The 17491-nt window shown below is 71.3% G+C and carries 13 protein-coding genes; 3 read left to right on the forward strand and 10 right to left on the reverse strand.

Annotated features, from left to right (window positions below; genetic code table 11):
- Positions 1–138 precede the first annotated feature (138 nt).
- Both H293_RS0127565 and H293_RS0127570 read right to left on the reverse strand, forming a co-directional pair.
- A complete protein-coding gene (locus H293_RS0127565; RefSeq protein WP_020121056.1) occupies positions 139–3135 on the reverse strand; it encodes a putative bifunctional diguanylate cyclase/phosphodiesterase in 2997 nt (998 codons plus the stop codon).
- Positions 3136–3575: 440 nt separating this feature from the next.
- Positions 3576–4538, reverse strand: coding sequence for a 2-hydroxyacid dehydrogenase (locus H293_RS0127570; RefSeq protein ID WP_199790203.1), 963 nt, complete (start codon positions 4536–4538; stop codon positions 3576–3578).
- Between the two features lie 74 nt (positions 4539–4612).
- On the opposite strand from H293_RS0127570, the gene H293_RS0127575 reads away from it, so the two are divergent.
- A complete protein-coding gene (locus H293_RS0127575; RefSeq protein ID WP_020121058.1) occupies positions 4613–5611 on the forward strand; it encodes an aldo/keto reductase in 999 nt (332 codons plus the stop codon).
- A gap of 391 nt (positions 5612–6002) precedes the next feature.
- A complete protein-coding gene (locus H293_RS0127580; RefSeq protein WP_106968417.1) occupies positions 6003–7184 on the forward strand; it encodes a PQQ-dependent sugar dehydrogenase in 1182 nt (393 codons plus the stop codon).
- Here the strand turns inward: H293_RS0127580 and H293_RS0127585 are convergent.
- From H293_RS0127585 to H293_RS0127615, 7 genes are all read right to left on the reverse strand, one after another.
- Positions 7177–7395 carry a DUF6191 domain-containing protein gene (locus H293_RS0127585; RefSeq protein ID WP_020121060.1) on the reverse strand — a complete coding sequence of 73 codons (219 nt, stop codon included), beginning with the start codon at positions 7393–7395 and terminating at the stop codon, positions 7177–7179. The two genes, H293_RS0127580 and H293_RS0127585, sit on opposite strands and share 8 nt — an antisense overlap.
- 35 nt (positions 7396–7430) lie before the next feature.
- The gene (locus H293_RS0127590) at positions 7431–10490 is read right to left on the reverse strand and encodes a helix-turn-helix transcriptional regulator (RefSeq protein ID WP_020121061.1); all 3060 of its coding nucleotides are present in this window, start codon (positions 10488–10490) and stop codon (positions 7431–7433) included.
- 140 nt (positions 10491–10630) lie between these two features.
- Positions 10631–10819 carry a hypothetical protein gene (locus tag H293_RS0127595; protein WP_020121062.1) on the reverse strand — a complete coding sequence of 63 codons (189 nt, stop codon included), beginning with the start codon at positions 10817–10819 and terminating at the stop codon, positions 10631–10633.
- Between the two features lie 196 nt (positions 10820–11015).
- On the reverse strand, positions 11016–11636 hold the full coding sequence (locus H293_RS0127600) for a hypothetical protein (protein ID WP_020121063.1): 621 nt from the start codon (positions 11634–11636) through the stop codon (positions 11016–11018).
- 26 nt (positions 11637–11662) lie between these two features.
- Positions 11663–12238, reverse strand: coding sequence for a GNAT family N-acetyltransferase (locus tag H293_RS0127605; RefSeq protein ID WP_020121064.1), 576 nt, complete (start codon positions 12236–12238; stop codon positions 11663–11665).
- Positions 12216–14444 carry an MMPL family transporter gene (locus H293_RS0127610; protein ID WP_020121065.1) on the reverse strand — a complete coding sequence of 743 codons (2229 nt, stop codon included), beginning with the start codon at positions 14442–14444 and terminating at the stop codon, positions 12216–12218. The genes H293_RS0127605 and H293_RS0127610 overlap by 23 nt, the downstream gene beginning before the upstream one ends.
- A gap of 205 nt (positions 14445–14649) precedes the next feature.
- Entirely contained in the window at positions 14650–14955 is a 306-nt protein-coding gene (locus H293_RS0127615) for a hypothetical protein (RefSeq protein ID WP_020121066.1), read from the reverse strand.
- 140 nt (positions 14956–15095) lie between these two features.
- Here H293_RS0127615 and H293_RS0127620 point away from each other — a divergent pair, with 140 nt between their 5' ends.
- On the forward strand, positions 15096–15911 hold the full coding sequence (locus H293_RS0127620; protein WP_020121067.1) for an SAM-dependent methyltransferase: 816 nt from the start codon (positions 15096–15098) through the stop codon (positions 15909–15911).
- Positions 15912–15962: 51 nt separating this feature from the next.
- On the opposite strand, the gene gatB is transcribed toward H293_RS0127620, so the two are convergent.
- Complete coding sequence (gene gatB, locus H293_RS0127625; RefSeq protein WP_020121068.1) at positions 15963–17477, reverse strand: Asp-tRNA(Asn)/Glu-tRNA(Gln) amidotransferase subunit GatB; 1515 nt, start codon at positions 17475–17477, stop codon at positions 15963–15965.
- Positions 17478–17491: the final 14 nt, after the last annotated feature.

The following is a 17491-nucleotide window of genomic DNA, read 5'->3' on the forward strand; positions in this document are numbered from 1 at the left end:
TGCCAGAAGGCAAGCGAGGGGAGCGCGCCGGGTGGGGATCGCTGAGCGGTCTGTGGCTCAGCGTCAGCCGACGCGCTTTCCAAGTACGAGAATTCGGGTGCGCATGAGACTGACCCTCCCCCCGGCACGCACCCGGTGTCAAGTGGGTGGGACGGGAGTCTCATTATGTGAGCGGAGGGCCGTCCCACCACCGAGTACGGCGGACACGCTCCCGGTGTACACCCCCGCCCCGCCGCCGGCGAACGCGGGCTCCGCGGGGCCGTGCGGCACCGGATAGTGCCCCGAGGCCAGCGCCCTGCGCAGCCGGTACTCGTCCAGCGGACCCGAGAACGCCATGCCCTGCCCGTGGGTGCAGCCCATCGCGCGCAGGGCGACGACCTGTTCGGGAAGGTCCACCCCGTCGGCCACGGACTGCAGCCCGAGGTCTCCGGCGATCCTGAGCAGCCCACTGGTGATCTTGTGCAGTCTGGCGGACTCCACGACGCCCTCGACCAGACTGCGGTCGAGCTTGAGCATGTCCACGGGGAGCTTGCGCAGCGCGGTGATCGCCGCGTAGCCACTGCCGAAGCCGTCCAGGGAGATCCGGACGCCGACGCGCCGGATCGCGGTCAGCCGGCGCTCCAGTTCGTCCAGCGAGACCCGGGGGTCGGCGTCGGAGAGCTCGATGACCAGGGAGCCGGACGGCAGCCCGTGCCGGGTCAGCAGCGCCTCGACCGAGCCCAGGGGCAGGGAGCGGTCCAGCAGCCGCTGGGCGCTCATCCGGACCGCCACGGGCACGGTGAGTCCGGCCGCGGCCCGCTCGGCGGCCTTTTCCACGGCCTCCTCCAGGATCCAGCGGCCCAGCTCCTGCGTCCTGTCGCTGTCCTCGGCCACCCGCAAGAACTCGGCGGGCGTGAACAGCACTCCCTGGGAGGAGCGCCAGCGCGCCTGGGCGGAGACCGACGTGATCCGGCCGTCCTCCAGGCAGACGACGGGCTGGTGCAGCAGGGCGAACTCGCCGTCGTGCAGTGCGGCACGCAGGCGCGTGGCCAGCTCCGCCTTGCGTACGACGTCCTGCTGCATCTGGGGCGCGTACAGCTCGACGCGGCCCTTGCCGCCCGCCTTGGCGCGGTACATCGCGAGGTCCGCGTTGCGCAGGATCTCGCCCGCTCCGAGGCCGGGCTCGGCGAAGGCGACACCGATGGAGGCGGCGACCCGGACATCGTTGCCGTCGATGAGGTACGGCTGCGAGAGCGTGACCCTGAGGCGGTCGGCGAGCTCCAGGATGTTGCCCTCGCGGGCGGTGCGGTCGCGGGTGCCGTCCCCGACGATCAGCGCGGCGAACTCGTCCCCGCCGAGCCGGGCGGCGGTGTCCCCGTACCGGACCGCGTCCTGCAGTCTGCGGGCGGCCTGGACGAGCAGCTCGTCCCCGGCCTGGTGCCCGATCGTGTCGTTGACGGCCTTGAAGCCGTCCAGGTCGATGAAGAGGACGGCCGTGCCGCGGTCGGAGGAACGGCGGCCGGACAGGGCCTGCTGGACGCGCCGGGTGAACAGGGCCCGGTTGGGCAGGTCGGTCAGCGGGTCGTGCTCGGCGTTGTGCTGGAGCTGCGCCTGGAGGCGCACTCTTTCGGTCACGTCCCGGCTGTTGAAGATGAGACCGCCGTGGTGACGGTTGACGGTGGACTCGACGTTGAGCCAGCCGCCGTCCCCGGACCGGAAGCGGCACTCGATGCGGGTGGTGGGTTCTTCGAGCGGGTTGGCGGCGAGGAAGCGGCGCACCTCGTGCACCACGCACCCCAGGTCCTCCGGGTGGATGAGACCGGCCAGTTCCGTGCCCACGAGTTCCTCGGCGGGGCGTCCGTAGACTCCGGCCGCGGCCGGGGAGACGTACCGGAGGATGCCGTTGGGCGCGGCGATCATGATGACGTCGCTGGAGCCCTGCACCAGGGAGCGGAAGTGGTTCTCCTTCTGCGCGAGTTCCTGGGTGAGAGTGATGTTGTCGAGCAGCATGATGCCCTGGCGCACCACGAGGGCGAGGACGACGGTACCGCCGGTGAGCAGTACCACTCGGTCCACGCTGCGGCCGTTGAGGACGTTGTAGAGGATCCCCAGCGTGCAGACGGCGGCGGCGAGATACGGGGTGAGGGCGGCCAGCGACCCGGTGATGGGCCGGGTGGCCGGATACCGACCGTGGTCACCGCCCTGCGCTCCCTGCGCGGACGGGTGGTGCTGGATCCCGAACCGCTGCCTGGGCAGGTGTTCGCGCACCACGCGCGTGTGCCCGGCGGGTCGCTTCGGCTCGCCCTCCGGGCGCCGGGGTGCGGCCCAGGGGGCGTAGGCGAGGAGCAGGGAGCCGGCGAACCAGCCGGCGTCCAGCAGCTGGCCGGAGCGGTAGCTGTTGTGCAGCAGCGGCGAGGTGAACAGGGCGTCGCACATCACGGTCAGGGCGAGCGCGCCGATCGCGGTGTTCACCGCGGTGCGGTTGACCGCCGAGCGCCGGAAGTGCAGTGCGAGGACCATGCTGACGAGGGCGATGTCCAGCAGCGGGTACGCCAGGGACAGCGCGGTGTGCGCGACGCTCGGCCCCTCGGACTTCGCCGCTTGGGCGAGGGCGAGGCTCCACGAGAGCGTGAGCAGCGAGCCGCCGATCAGCCAGGCGTCCAGGCCGAGGCAGACCCAGCCCGCCTTCGTCACCGGCCGCTTGGCGAGGACCAGCAGACCCACGATCGCGGGCGGCGCGAAGCAGAGGAAGAACAGGTCGGCGTAGCTGGGATCGGGCACGGCCCGGCCCAGGACGACCTCGTACCACCCCCAGATGAGGTTGCCGAGCGACGCCATCGTCGAGGAGAGCCCGAAGAGCAGCCAGGCGGGTCGAAAGCGGACCCGGGGGTTGCGGGCGTAGACGAAGCACGACACGGCGGCGATGGCCGCCGCGGCGCTCAGCCCGAAGTCGCCCATGATCAGGGCCGCTTCGGGCGAACCCCAGTCGAACGCGGAACCGATGGCGTACCCCGCGCACACCAGGGCGAGGAGGAGTTGGTGGACCAGGCTCGAGCCGCCACGGGCGGCCGGCGGCCGGGAGGGCAGCGCCCCCCTTGCGGGCCGGGCCCGCAGCGCTCCGTCGAGAGTGGTCGTGGGAGACGGGGGCGAGCTCACCGGGCCCTCCCGGTCCGCGCAGCTCCGGGGTCCCGGGGGTCCGGGTGCGCCGGGTGCGCATGCCTCCTGCGGCTGTTGTGCCTGCGGTGATGAGAACTGTGGTGACCGCCGTGACCGGCGTGGTGGCCGCGTCTGCGCGCGGCTGTGTGCCAGGGTCGGAGCCGGCAGCCCCGCCGCGTCGGATCGTTGGTCCATAGGCCGTGCATCGCCCGTCGCCCCCCTCACAGTCTGCAATGTCCATCCCCGGCGCCGAACGATGCGCGGCGCAGCCCCTGTCGGGACGATACACCAGTCTCGTCACTCAGGGACATAGTTCCTCTACGCTCCGTGACGACCAGCGGCGATGTGAGTACGGACCGCGTCCGAAAGGTTGCGGAGGGTACCGGAAACGGATTACACGCCTGTTGCGCGCCCGCGCCCGACAGCGCGCTGCGTACGCGTCACGCGCCGCCTGATCCCGTCGTAAGGATCACGTTGCGCAGGGGCTCCTGGTTCACATAACGGTTCAACTGGTCCACCAACAGGCGCTTGGCGCGCGGCAGGAACGCGGAGGTGGGTCCTCCGACATGGGGACTGACGAGTACGCCCGGCGCCTGCCACAAGGGGTGTCCCGGGGGCAGCGGCTCGGGGTCGGTGACGTCCAGGGCGGCGGTGACGCGGCCGGTCTCCAGCTCGGCGAGCAGCGCCTTGGTGTCGACGACGGCGCCGCGGGCGACGTTCACGAGGAGCGCGCCGTCCTTCATACGGGCAAGGAACTGGGCGTCGACCAGGTGACGCGTGGTCTCGTCGAGGGGCGTGGACAGGATGACGACGTCCGCCTCTGGCAGCAGGGCGGGCAGTTCGGCGAGCGGATGCACAGGGCCGCGCTCCGTGGTGCGCGCGGAGCGCGCGACGCGCGCCACCCGCGCGACCTCGAACGGCACGAGCCGGTCCTCGATGGCGGAGCCGATCGAGCCGTAGCCGACGATGAGGACGGTCTTGTCGGCGAGCGCGGGCCGGAAAGCGCCCTGCCAGGACTCCTGTTGCTGGGCGCGGACGAACTCGGGGATGCCGCGCAGCGAGGCGAGGGTCAGGGTGAGAGCCAGCTCCGCGGTGCTGGCCTCGTGCACACCACGCGCGTTGCACAGCGGCACGCCCGGCACGATGTCGGACAGCCGGGCCAGGACGTCGTCGATCCCGGCCGTGAGCGTCTGCACGAGCCGGAGGTTGGTCATGTACGGCAGCGGCCGGATTTTCACCGACTGTCGCTTCATGTAGGGCACGACGTAGACAGCGCAGTTCGCGGGGTCCCCCGGGAAGTCCTGTCCGCCGTCGTCACCCCCGTCCCAGAAGAGGTAGTGGGGCCCTTCCGGGAGCCCTGCGATCTCGTCCGGCGGGATGGGGAGCCACACGTCAGCAGTCATGCCAGGAGGCTATGTCAGGCGTCCGGGGGCCCAGAGGTTAGGTTGGGGGCCGGAAGAGGGAGGGTCACGAGCAGGTGGAGCGCAGGACGATCGGCGCGGCGGCGCTCGCGGTGGGAGCCGTCGGACTCGGATGCATGCCGATGAGCTGGGCCTACAGCGGGTCGCGGCAGTGGGGTGACGAGTCGGTCAGGGCCGTGCACCGGGCGCTCGATCTGGGCTCGACGCTGCTGGACACGGCCGACATGTACGGCCCGTTCACCAACGAGCTGTTGCTGGGGCGGCTGTTGAAGGAACGGCGCGGGGACGCGTTCGTGTCCACCAAGGTCGGCCTGCTGGTGGGCGAGCAGCACATCGTGGCCAACGGCCGCCCGGGCTATGTGAGAAGAGCGTGCGACGCGTCGCTGCGGCGGCTCCAGACCGATGTGATCGACCTCTACCAGCTGCACCGCGAGGACCCCGAGGTTCCGGTCGAGGAGACCTGGGGCGCGATGGCGGAGCTCGTACAGGCCGGAAAAGTACGGTCGTTGGGGCTGTGCGCGATGGGGGCGCGGGGTGGTCGCCGCTCCGGAACCCGGCTGTACGACGCGACGATCCGGCAGTTGCGGCGGGTCCAGCAGGTCTTCCCGGTGAGCGCGGTGGAGGCGGAGCTGTCGGTGTGGTCGCCGGAGGCTCTGGAGACGCTGGTGCCCTGGTGCGCGGCACGCGGGATCGGCTTCCTCGCGGCGATGCCCCTCGGCAACGGCTTCTTGACCGGCACCCTCACCCCGGGCGAGGGCTTCGAACCGGACGACGTCCGCGCCCGCCACCCCCGCTTCACCGCCGAGATGATGGCCGCGAACCAGCCCATCGTCTCCGGCCTGCGCCGCATCGCGGCCCGCCACGGAGAGTCCGTCACCCCGGCTCAGGTGGCACTGGCGTGGGTACTGGCACAGGGCGACCACGTGGTCCCGGTGCCGGGCACCAAGCGGGAGCGATGGGCGACGGAGAACGCGGCGGCGGCCGCCCTGCGGCTGACGGCCCAGGACCTCACGGAGGTGGCGACACTGCCGCCGGCACAGGGGTCGTGGGACTAGCGGTCCGCGCACTGCGCGGGGCTGCTGTGCTGGGGGTGGGTGGTCAGGGGACCCGCTTACGGCACACGGGCCGCCGGTCGGCAGCCCCGTCCACAGGGACCAGGCACGCAGACCAGCGAACCTGCCGCCACGCGCGGAACGCGGAACCAACGGGCCCACCCACCGCACACACGCCGCCGACCAGCAGACCACCCGCAGCGGTCGGGCCGGCCCCGGCGAACCCACCCACAGCACTCGCGGCGTCGACCAGCGGACCCACCCACAACCCCCCGGCCGCGGCACACGTCACAAGCCTGGTGAGAAACCGGTGCGCGCATCGGGTCCGGGAGATCGGGAACCTGGGAGGGGCGAGCGGTGTATGACAGGTAGAACCCGCCGCTTCGAAGGGACCATGATCGTGCATCGTCGAGCTGTGACGGCCGTGCTGGCCGCGACCACGCTCCTGCTGACGGCCGGCTGCTCCTCCGACGGCGGAGGAGGCGGCGGCGTCCTGCCGGACGGCGCGAACAGCGCCTCAGCGAGCGGTACGGGCGCGGGGTCCTCCCCCACCCGGCAGGCCGCGGAGGCGACCCCGCCGGCGAAGGGCTCGGTGAAGGTGGTGCGCACGGTCGCCGAGGGCCTCAAGACCCCCTGGGGCCTCGCCCCCCTCCCGGACGGCGACCTGCTCGTCTCTTCCCGGGACGAGGGCACGATCATCCGGGTCGACGGACAGTCGGGCAAGAAGACGGAACTGGGCCGGGTCTCCGGGGTCTCCGCGGCCGGCGAGGGGGGCCTCCTCGGCATCGCCCTGTCCCCGGACTACGCCTCGGACCACATGGTCTACGCCTACTTCACCTCCGACTCGGACAACCGCGTCGTCAGGATGGTGTACGACGAGCAGAAGTCGTCCGGCGAGCAGCTGGGCGCCCCCGACACCATCTTCAAGGGCATCCCGAAGGGCTTCATCCACAACGGCGGCCGGATCGCGTTCGGCCCGGACGGCATGCTGTACGCGGGCACCGGCGAGAGCGGCAACACCGGTCTGGCCCAGGACCGCAAGTCCCTGGGCGGCAAGATCCTGCGTCTGACCCCGGAGGGCGACCCGGCCCCGGGCAACCCGCTCCCCGACTCCCCCGTGTATTCGTACGGCCACCGCAATGTGCAGGGCCTCGCCTGGGACTCCAAACAGCGGCTGTTCGCCTCGGAGTTCGGCCAGGACACCTGGGACGAGCTGAACGCGATCAAGCCGGGCGACAACTACGGCTGGCCCACGGCCGAGGGCAAGTCGGACGACAAGCAGTTCCACAACCCGATAGCGCAGTGGCACACCGACGACGCCTCCCCCAGCGGTGTCGCCTACGCCGAGGGGTCCATCTGGATGGCCGGCCTGAAGGGCCAGCGTCTGTGGCGCATCCCGTTGAAGGGCACGGCGGCCTCGGCCGACCCGCAGTCGTTCCTGAACGGTGAGTACGGCCGGCTGCGCACGGTGGTCTCAGCCGGCGGGGACAAGCTGTGGCTCGTCACCAGCAACACCGACGGTCGCGGCAGCCCGAAGTCGGGGGACGACAAGATCCTGGAGATACAGGTCAGCTAGCCGGACGCTCGTCCAAGTCCTCGCCCACGTCTTCGTTCGAGTCCTCGTCCGGCTTGGGCCTGCGGACGACGACCTTCCCGGACGTGAGATCTATCGGTCCGCGTCCGGGGTCGCCGTCGCCGACGTCCTCGCGGGTCAGCTCCAGCCGCTTCTGCTCGTCGTGGGTGTGCTTGCGGCCGGGCGCGAACAGTTCCTCGAACATGTTGAACATGCAGCCTCCCCTGCCGGTCTCCTACACCGTACGCCTCACTGTGTGATCGGCGCGTGGAGAGCCGCCGCCGGGAACAGTCCCAGCCGGTGCGCCACCGCCGCCGCTTCGCCCCGTCCGGAGACGCCGAGCTTGGCGAGGATGTTGGACACGTGGACGCTGGCCGTCTTCGGGGAGATGAAGAGTTCCTCGGCGATCTGGCGGTTGGTGCGGCCGAGGGTGACCAGCCTCAGGACGTCGCGTTCGCGGCCGGTGAGGCCGAGGGAGCGGACCGGGTCGGTCCGGTCGAGCGCCGGGACCGCGGTCAGGGCGAGGCGGGCGCGCTGGGCGAGCAGCGTGACCGCGTCGGCGAGGGGCCGGGCGCCGAGGTGCTCGGCGGCGGCATGGGCCAGGCGCAGGAGTTCGGTGGCCCGGTCGCGTTCGGGCTGCTCGGCGCCGCCGGGTGCGGACAGGAGGGCCTGGGCGAGCCGGTGGCGGACGCGGGCGAGGGCGTAGGGGCGCTCCAGGGGCTCGACGGCGGTGACGGCCTCGCACCAGTGGTCCGGAGTGTCGGCGCCCTCGGCGCGCAGCAGTTCGGCGCGCAGCCAGCGTTCGTGGGCCAGCCAGACGGGCGCGTTGGTGGCGAGGGGCCTGGCGGCTTCCCTGACGCGGTCGAGGATCTTCGTGCGGCCCGGTTCGGCGACGGGCAGGCCGAGGCTGTCGGCCTCCATGGCGGCGGCGGTGAGCAGGAGGGGCCAGGCGTAGCGCTGGGTGCCGGGCGGGAAGCCGGAGTCCAGGACGCGTTCGAGCTCGGCGCGGGCGTCCAGGAGACGGCCTTCGCCGGCGGCGACACCGATGGTGATGTCGGCGAGGGGGAGTTCATGCTGGGGGGCCTGGTCGTGGGAGCCGAAGTAGCGGCGTGCAGAGGCCAGTTGACGTGCGGCTTCGGTCAGTTCGCCGCGGGCGAGCGAGAGCGCCGCCCGGTTCACGGCGTGGAAGCCGCGGGGCTTGGCACTCTGGCCGACACGCTCGGCCTGGGAGGCGGCTTCCGCGGCCCGGTCCCAGTGGCCCAGGGAGTAGAGGGACTCTGCGAGGTTCCCCCAGATCCAGGCCTCCTTGTCGGAGAGGCCGTGCCGTCGTGCGTGGGTCAGCCCTTCCTGGAGGACCTCCACGGCTTCCCGGGAGCGGCCGATGCTTTCGAGGGAGGAGGGCAGGTTGACGTAGGCGCGGCTGGCGACGCTGGGGATGCCGTCGTCGAGGGTCCTGCGCAGGACGTCGAACATCTCGTCGAGGCCGGTCTCGACGCTGCCGGACTCCACCACCAGGCCGGCGAGGGTGAGGCGCGCGTTCATCTCGATCTCGCGGGCGCCGACCATGCGTGCGTAGTCCACCGCGCGTTCGGCGGCCGAGAAGGCCTCCGGGCCGGGGACGTGCACATGGGACCAGTTGGCGACGGTGGACAGGACCTCCGCGTGCACCTCCGACGGCGGCAGGCCGCGGACCAGGTCCTCGGCGGTGGCCAGTTCCGCCCAGCCGTCACCGCGGGCCAGCCCCTGGACGAGATGGGAGCGCTGGACCCAGAACCAGGCCGCTCGCAGAGGGTCCCCGTCGTCCTCCAGGAGGTGCAGCGCCCGCTTGGTGATCTTCAGGGCGCGTTCGCGTTCGCCGCCCAGGCGCCCGGCGACGGCGGCCTCCGCCATGAGGTCGAGGTAGCGCAACGGGGTGGTGGCCGGGTCGCAGCCGCAGGGCGGGTAGACCTCGGTGTAGTCGACGGGGCGCAGGGCGGCCCGGACGTTCTCGGGGGCGGTGTCCCACAGCTCCATCGCGCGTTCCAGGAGCCGGAGTTGTTCGGAGTAGGCATGCCTGCGACGGGCGGTGACGGAGGCGTCCAGGACGGCGGGCAGCGCCTTGGCGGCGTCGTGGGCGTGGTACCAGTAGCTGGCCAGGCGCATGACCCGCTCGTCGGCGGGGACGAGCGTGGGGTCGGCCTCCAGGGCTTCGGCGTAGCGACGGTTGAGGCGGGAGCGTTCGCCGGGCAGCAGGTCGTCGGCGACGGCCTCGCGGACCAGGGAGTGCCGGAAGCGGTAGCCGTCGCCCTCGGGTGCCGGGAGGAGGATGTTGGCGTTCACGGCGGCCCGCAGCGCCTCGATGAGATCGTCCTCGGCGAGCCCGGTGACCGCGGCGAGCAGCCGGTACTCCACGGTGGAGCCGCCTTCGGCGACAACCCGGGCGACCCGCTGGGTGCGTTCGGGCAGGCCCTCGACGCGGACCAGGAGCAGATCGCGCAGGGAGTCGGTGAGGCCGGTGCCGCAGCCCTCGGTGACGCAGACGGCGAGTTCCTCGACGAAGAAGGCGTTGCCGTCGGAGCGTTCGAAGATTTCGTCGATCTGGGCGGGGTTCGGTTCGCCGGCGAGGATCCCGGCTATCTGGCGGCCCACCTCGTCCCGGTTGAAGCGGCCGAGTTCGATGCGGCGGACCGTGCGCAGGCGGTCGAGTTCGGCAAGCAGGGGGCGCAGCGGGTGGCGGCGGTGGATGTCGTCGGCGCGGTAGGTGGCGAGGACGACCAGGCGGCCTGTGCGTAGGGTGCGGAACAGGTAGGCCAGGAGGTGACGGGTGGAGGCGTCGGCCCAGTGCAGGTCCTCCAGGGCGACGACGACGGTGCGCTCGGCGGCGACGCGTTCCAGGAGGCGGGCGGTGAGTTCGAAGAGCCGGGCCAGGCTCTCCTCGTCGTGGCGGCCGGGGCCCCGGGCGGGGATCGCCTCGCCGACCTCGGGCAGCAGCCTGGCCAGTTCCTCCTCCTGGCCCGCGGCCGCGGCGGCCAGTTCGTCGGGCAGGGCGCGGCGCAGGGCGCGCAGGGCGGTGGAGAAGGGTGCGAAGGGCAGGCCGTCGGCGCCGATCTCCACGCAGCCGCCGAGGGCGACGACCGCGCCCTGCCGGCAGGCGGCGGTGGCGAACTCCTCGACGAGCCGGGTCTTGCCGACACCGGCCTCGCCGCCGAGCAGCAACGCCTGCGGCTCTCCCGCGGCGGCGCGGGAGAGCGCTTCGTTCAGGCTGTTCAGCTCTTCGATACGGCCGACGAACACGGGACTGACGGACCTGGTCTCCACAGGCCCGAGCATGGCACGCGGGTCCGACGGCACGTCACTTGTTTTCGGGGCGGGCCCGGTTTCCCGGCCGGCCCCGGTTGCCGGGAGGACGGCCGCCGTGGTGACCGCGGGGACGGGCAGAGCCGTACGGCCGTCCTCCCTCCCCCCGGCGCTCACGCCGTGCGGAGGAACCGGTGCCGCCGGGGGCGGCCCGTATGCGAATCGGTCTCCGCACTGCGTTCGGCGGCTTCACGACGGGCGGCGCGGCGGCCGCGCAGGGTCTCGCGGACGAGCCGCTCGTGCTCGGCCTGGCGGATGAGTTCGGCGGAGCGGTACCGGGAGAGTTCGTACTCGGCATACATGGCGTGGTCCTCTTCGGAGTCGGTTTCGGGCTTCGCTTTCTGCGATGCCTCTACCTTCGTCTCCGAGGGGGGTCCGCCACATCGGGAGAGTTCCGCATCTTCGGGGGCGCCGGGGGCCTTAGACGCGAGGGAGGGGCCTCAGGAGCTCCGTAAGGTACCTACGGCTGCCCTAAGACCCCTCGTGACCTGCGGTTGTTCAGCTCGTGGAGGGCAGGTCCAGCAGGAAGCCGGTGTACTTGAGGACGGCCAGGAGCAGGCCGACGACCCCGAGCGCGACACCGCCCCAGGCGACGGACTTGATCCACACGGCCTGCGGCTTGCCGGGGGCACCGAAGGCGGGCCGGGCCAGCACTCCGACGCCGACGACCAGGGCGACCAGCGCGAAGAGGCCGCCCCACAGCGCGGTGGTCTGCCAGGCGTCGCCGTAGACCTCCTTGACCTGCTTGGCGACGCTCGCGGTGGACGAGGTCTGCAGCTGGCCGACGAGGGTCTCGCGGGCGGCGGCCACGGTGCCGATCCAGCTGCCGGTGAGCGAGACCAGACCGAGCGCGGCGGAGACGACGGCGCCCGCGCCCTGGCCGACGCCGGTGGGGCCCTCCTCCCGGGCGGCCCCGAGCAGGTCGTCCTCGTCGTCGATGTCGTCGGCGACATCTTCGTCGGCGGCGTTCTCGTCCGCGGTGGTGTCCTCGGCCGTGGTGTCCTCGGCCTCCGTCACCTCGTCGGTCTTGGCGACGCTCACCTTCTGCTCGTCGGTCGTGGTCTCGGCGCCCGTGTCGGCGCCGGTTTCGTCAGCTGTCTTCGTTCCCATGTCGGGCACCGTACGGATCCTGTCTGAGAGGTTTCTTAATGATCGTTCCGGACTGCACGCGTACGTGCCTCACGCCACTCGGGGGCGAGAATCGACCACACCTCGAGGTCGTGGCGTACGCCACCATAGGGGTGCGCCTGACGGCGGACTCCGTCGCGGGTCATTCCCAGGCGCCGGGCGACGTTGATGCTGGCCGTGTTTCCGGACGCGGCGACCCATTCGATCCGGTGGATTCCGCGTTCCTCGACCACCCAGTCGATCAGCACCCGCATGGCCCGGGTGATCAGTCCGCGACCGGTCGCGGCGGGCTCCAGCCAGCAGCCGACCTCGCAGTTGCCCTGCTCGGCGTCGAGGTTCAGGGTCAGGACTCCGCCGACGAGCTTTCCGTCCAGCCAGATGCCGTGGTAGCCGCCGGTGTCATCGGCGCGCATCCGGGCGTAGCGCTGGAGCGTCTCGCGCGCGGAGGCCACGTCGACGGCCTGGGAGCCGAAGGGGATGAACTGCCCGATGAACTCGCGGCCCCGCTCCAGGTTGGCCAGGAACTGCTCCGCGTGCCACGGCTCAAGCGGCCGCAGTTCGGCCCCGTCATCACCCAGCGATATCGCGTACATCCCCGTCCCGCTCCCTCTCCAGCTCCTCCACGACCTCGTCCAGCCTTTCATGGGCGGCGCGGCACTCGGGCGGTTCGATGCTGATGCGGGGCATCCGGCGGTCCAGCCAGCCCGGCAGCCACCAGTTGGCGCCGCCGAGCAGGTGCATGAGGGCGGGCACCAGCAAGGTGCGCAGGACGAAGGCGTCGAGGGCCACGGCGGCGGCGAGCGCGATGCCGAACATGGCGATTACGCGGTCGCCGCTGAGGACGAAGGCGAGGAAGACGGAGATCATGATGACCGCCGCGGAGTTGATCACCTGGCTGGTCTCGGCGAGGCCGACGCGGACGGCCCGCCGGTTGTCACCGGTCTCCAGCCACTCCTCGTACATCCGGCTGACCAGGAACACCTGGTAGTCCATCGAGAGCCCGAAGAGGACAGAGACCATGATCACGGGCAGGAAGGGTTCGATGGGCCCGGCGCGGCCCAGCCCCAGCAGTTCGCTCCCCCAGCCCCACTGGAAGATCGCCACGACCACTCCGAAGGCGGCGGCGACGGCGGCGACGTTCATCGCGGCGGCCTTCAGCGGGATGCCGACGGAGCGGAAGGCGAGCAGGAGCAGCAGACAGCCCAGGCCGATGACGACGCCCACGAACAGGGGCAGTTTGCCGACGATGACGTCCGCGAAGTCGTCGTAGGAGGCGGTCATCCCGCCGACGTGGATGTCGAGCGTGGTCCCGGTCTCGGCGCGCGGCAGCACCTCGGCGCGCAGCCGGTCCACGAGGTCGCTGGTCTGCTGGGACTGCGGGGCGGACTCGGGGACGATCGTGAAGTAGGCGAGGTCGCCGCCGGCGTCGTAGGTGACCGGGCTGGTGGACGCGATGCCCTCGGTGGTGCGCAGGGTGGCGTCGAGGTTGTCGAGGAGGAGCTTGTCCTCGGCGCCGTCGACCGGGGTCACCAGCGTCAGCGGGCCGTTGACGCCGGGGCCGAAGCCCTCCGCGAGCAGGTCGTAGGCCTGCCGGGTGGTCGAGGACCGCGGGTCGTTGCCCTGGTCGGAGGTGCCGAGGCGCAGGCCCAGGGTGGGCAGGGCGAGGACGGTGATGACCAGCAGGGCGATCGCGCCGAGCAGCTTGGGGTGCCGTTCGACGAACGCGGACCAGCGGTGGGCGAACCCGGTCGGCAGTTCGGGCTGGGGCCCGTGCTCGGTGAGCCGGCGCCGCTCGCGCCGGCTCAGCGCGCGCATGCCGATGAGGGAGAGCAGGGCGGGCAGCAGGGTCACCGACGCGGCGACGGTGAGGACGACGGTCAGGGAAGCGGCGATCGCGACGCCGTTGAGGAAGCTCAGCCGGAGGATCAGCATCCCCAGCAGGGCGATGCAAACCGTGGCACCCGCGAAGACGACGGCGCGCCCGGTGGTGGTGACGGCGTTCTCGACGGACTCGGCGACACTCAGCCCGCGTTTCAGGCCGCGCCGGTGTCTGGTGACGATGAAGAGCGCGTAGTCGATGCCGACGCCGAGCCCGATCAGCATGCCGAGCATGGGCGCGAAGTCGGCGACGGTCATGGCGTGCCCGAGCAGCACGATCCCGGCGTACGCGGTGCCGACGCTCACCAGCGCGGTGGCGATGGGCAGCAGGGAGGCGGCGAGCGAGCCGAAGGCCAGGAGCAGCACGAGGGAGGCGACGAGTACGCCGACGATCTCGGCGACATGGCCGCCCGAGGACTCGGTGAGGGCGACGGCGCTGCCGCCCAGCTCCACCTGGAGCCCGTCCGCCTCGGCGTCCTTGGCGGTGTCCACCACGGCCTTCGCCTCGGACTTGTCGATGTCCTCGGCGGAGTCGTCGAAGGTGACGGTGGCGTACGCGGTGTGCCCGTCGGCGCTGACCCGGCCGGCGCCCAGGTCGTCGTACGGGCCGACCACGGCGGCCACGCCGGGCAGGTCCGCGATCCTGCCCAAGGTCGCGGTCATCGTCTGCTCGACGTCGGCGTCCCGGACCGAGCCCGAGGTGACGTGCCAGACGACGGTGTCGCTGTCGCCGTCGAGTCGCGGGAAGCCGTCCTGGAGCAGCTGGGTGGCCCGGCCCGACTCGGTGCCGGGGACCTCGTAGTCGTTCGAGTAGGCGGACCCGGCGACGGCGGCGCCCGCGGTCACTCCGCCGAGGGCGAGGAGCCACAGGAGAACGACGACCAGGCGTCGTCGGACACACCAGCGTGCGAGGGCTGCCACGAACGTGCTCCCAGGGATGGTGAATTGTGGATCTTTGACCGGGAACAGTCGTTCATGTGGTGAACGGCCCGCAAAGAACGCATGAGCAATGTGTGGACCACTCTTGCAGGCAAAAGTGATCGTTTACCGCGATCGTGCGCTTATTCACAGGAGTGGGAGGCAGATCACAGGACAGTAACGGTCACTCTGTCACGTCCGCCGAACCTCAGTCGAACTGGTCGCCCAACGCCATCACCATCACACCGATGATCAGCAGCCACAGCGCTCTGCGGGTGCGACCCCGAGAGCCCAGGACCGCCGCCAGCGCGCACACGGCGGCGCCGCAGGCGTAGGCCGTCGGCACGAGCGCGGGGTCGGAGCCGGCCGCCCGGAGCGCCGCCGCGGCCAGACCGGCGAGGGCCAGCAGGGCGCCGGTGCCGGAGGCCGTCCAGCGGGCCCGCCGGGCGTCCAGCGCCTGGCCGTCGTACTCCTCCCGTATGTCGGATGGCTCGGAATTCGCAGGACCGTTCATGGCGGGCGAGCGTAGCGTGTTCCGCTGAGACTGCCGGGCCTCTTCAGGCCCCCGACCGAAGCAGGTGCATTGTTTGAGCGTCCGACCGAGCTCCGCCGTATCCCTTTCCGTCTCTCAGGACCCAAGGAGCCCGTTCACCGATGCCAGACGACATCACCCCGAGGACCTCGAAGACCTCGAATGAGGACCTCACCCGGCTGCTGACCCAAGCCCGTTACCCCCGCAGCAACAGCTACGACGCCCGCTGGGTCATCGAGAACCAGATGGGCCCGAACGCGCTGTGGCTGCTGGAGTGGCTCGCGCCCGCCCTGGGCCTGGACACCCTGCGCCCCTGCGCCCGCGTGCTCGACCTGGGCTGCGGCCGGGCGATGACCTCGGTCTTCCTGACCAGGGAGTACGACGTCCAGGTCACCGCGGCCGACCTGTGGGTCAAGCCCGACGAGAACGCGAAGCGCATCGCCGAGGCCGGTTTCGCCGACCGGGTACTGCCCGTGCACGCCGAGGCGCACGACCTGCCGTTCGCCGAGGGCAGCTTCGACGCGATCGTGAGCATCGACGCGTACCAGTACTTCGGCACGAACGACCTCTATCTGCCCACGCTGACCCGGCTGTTGAAGCCGGGCGGGAAGATCGGGATCGTCATGCCCGCGGTACGGGAGGAGCTCACGGGGGACGAACCCCCGGAGCACCTCAAGCCCTTCTGGGACCCCGGTTTCTGGGCGTTCCACTCCGCCGACTGGTGGCGGCGCCAGTGGACGCGCACGGGGGCGGTCGAGGTCGAGACCGCCGAGTGGCAGCCCGACGGCTGGAAGGACTGGCTGCTGTGGAGCGAGGTCTGCGCCGCGGAGAGCCCGTACGCGTGGATGGCCGACATGGCCCGCGACTCGGTTGATCTGATGCACGCCGACGAAGGCCGGACGCTCGGATTCGTACGGCTCGTAGCACGCCGTAAGTAGCCGTACGGCCCCGGAGGACATGTCCTCCGGGGCCGTACCGCGTGCGTCGGCTCAGCCTTCGCTGACGCCCAGCTTCTCCAGGATCAGTTCCTTGACGCGGGCCGCGTCGGCCTGACCGCGGGTCGCCTTCATGACCGCGCCGACCAGGGCGCCGGCCGCGGCGACCTTGCCGGAGCGGATCTTGTCGGCGATGCCCGGGTTGCCGGCGATGGCCTCGTCGACGGCCGTGCCCAGCGCCGAGTCGTCCGACACGACCTTCAGGCCGCGCTTGTCGACGACCTCGTCCGGGGTGCCTTCGCCCGCGAGGACGCCTTCGATGACCTGGCGGGCCAGCTTGTCGTTCAGGTCACCCTTGGAGACCAGCTCGGTGACCCGGGCGACCTGCTCCGGGGTGATGGCCAGCTCGTCGAGCGCCTTGCCGGACTCGTTGGCGCTGCGGGCGAGTTCGCCCATCCACCACTTGCGGGCGGAGGCCGCGTCGGCACCCGCGTCGATCGTGGCGACGATCAGGTCCAGGGCACCGGCGTTGAGGATCGCCTGCATGTCCAGGGCCGTGATGCCCCACTCCGCGACGAGCCGGTTGCGGCGCACCAGCGGCAGCTCGGGCAGAGCGGCCCGGATCTCCTCGACCCACTCGCGCGAGGGGGCCACCGGAACGAGGTCCGGCTCCGGGAAGTACCGGTAGTCCTCGGCCTCCTCCTTCACGCGGCCCGAGGTCGTGGACCCCGTGTCCTCGTGGAAGTGCCGGGTCTCCTGGACGATCGTCCCGCCGGAGTTCAGTACGGCCGCGTGCCGCTGGATCTCGAAGCGGGCCGCACGCTCCACGGACCTGAGCGAGTTGACGTTCTTCGTCTCGGACCGCGTGCCGAACTTCTCGCGGCCGTGCGGGCGCAGCGACAGGTTCACGTCGCAGCGCATCTGCCCCATCTCCATGCGGGCTTCCGAGACGCCGAGCGCCTTGATGACCTCGCGCAGCTCACGGACGTACGCCCGCGCGACCTCGGGAGCTCGCTCGCCCGCGCCCTCGATCGGCTTGGTGACGATCTCGATGAGCGGGATGCCGGCGCGGTTGTAGTCCAGGAGCGAGTGCGAGGCGCCGTGGATACGGCCCGTCGCGCCGCCCACGTGGGTCGACTTGCCGGTGTCCTCCTCCATGTGGGCCCGCTCGATCTCCACACGGAAGGTCTCGCCGTCCTCCAGCTGGACGTCGAGGTAGCCGTTGAAGGCGATCGGCTCGTCGTACTGGGAGGTCTGGAAGTTCTTCGGCATGTCCGGATAGAAGTAGTTCTTCCGGGCGAAGCGGCACCACTCGGCGATCTCGCAGTTCAGCGCGAGACCGATCTTGATCGCCGACTCGATGCCGATCGCGTTGACGACCGGGAGCGCGCCGGGCAGGCCGAGGCAGGTGGGGCAGGTCTGCGTGTTGGCGTCCTGGCCGAGCTCGGTCGAACAGCCGCAGAACATCTTGGTCTTGGTGCCGAGTTCGACATGGACCTCAAGGCCCATGACGGGGTCGTACGACGCGAGTGCGTCCTCGTACGACACCAGGTCGGTCGTGGTGGTCACGGTGTAACTTCCCT

This window comes from Streptomyces canus 299MFChir4.1 (genome assembly GCF_000383615.1).
Lineage (GTDB): Bacteria > Actinomycetota > Actinomycetes > Streptomycetales > Streptomycetaceae > Streptomyces > Streptomyces canus_C.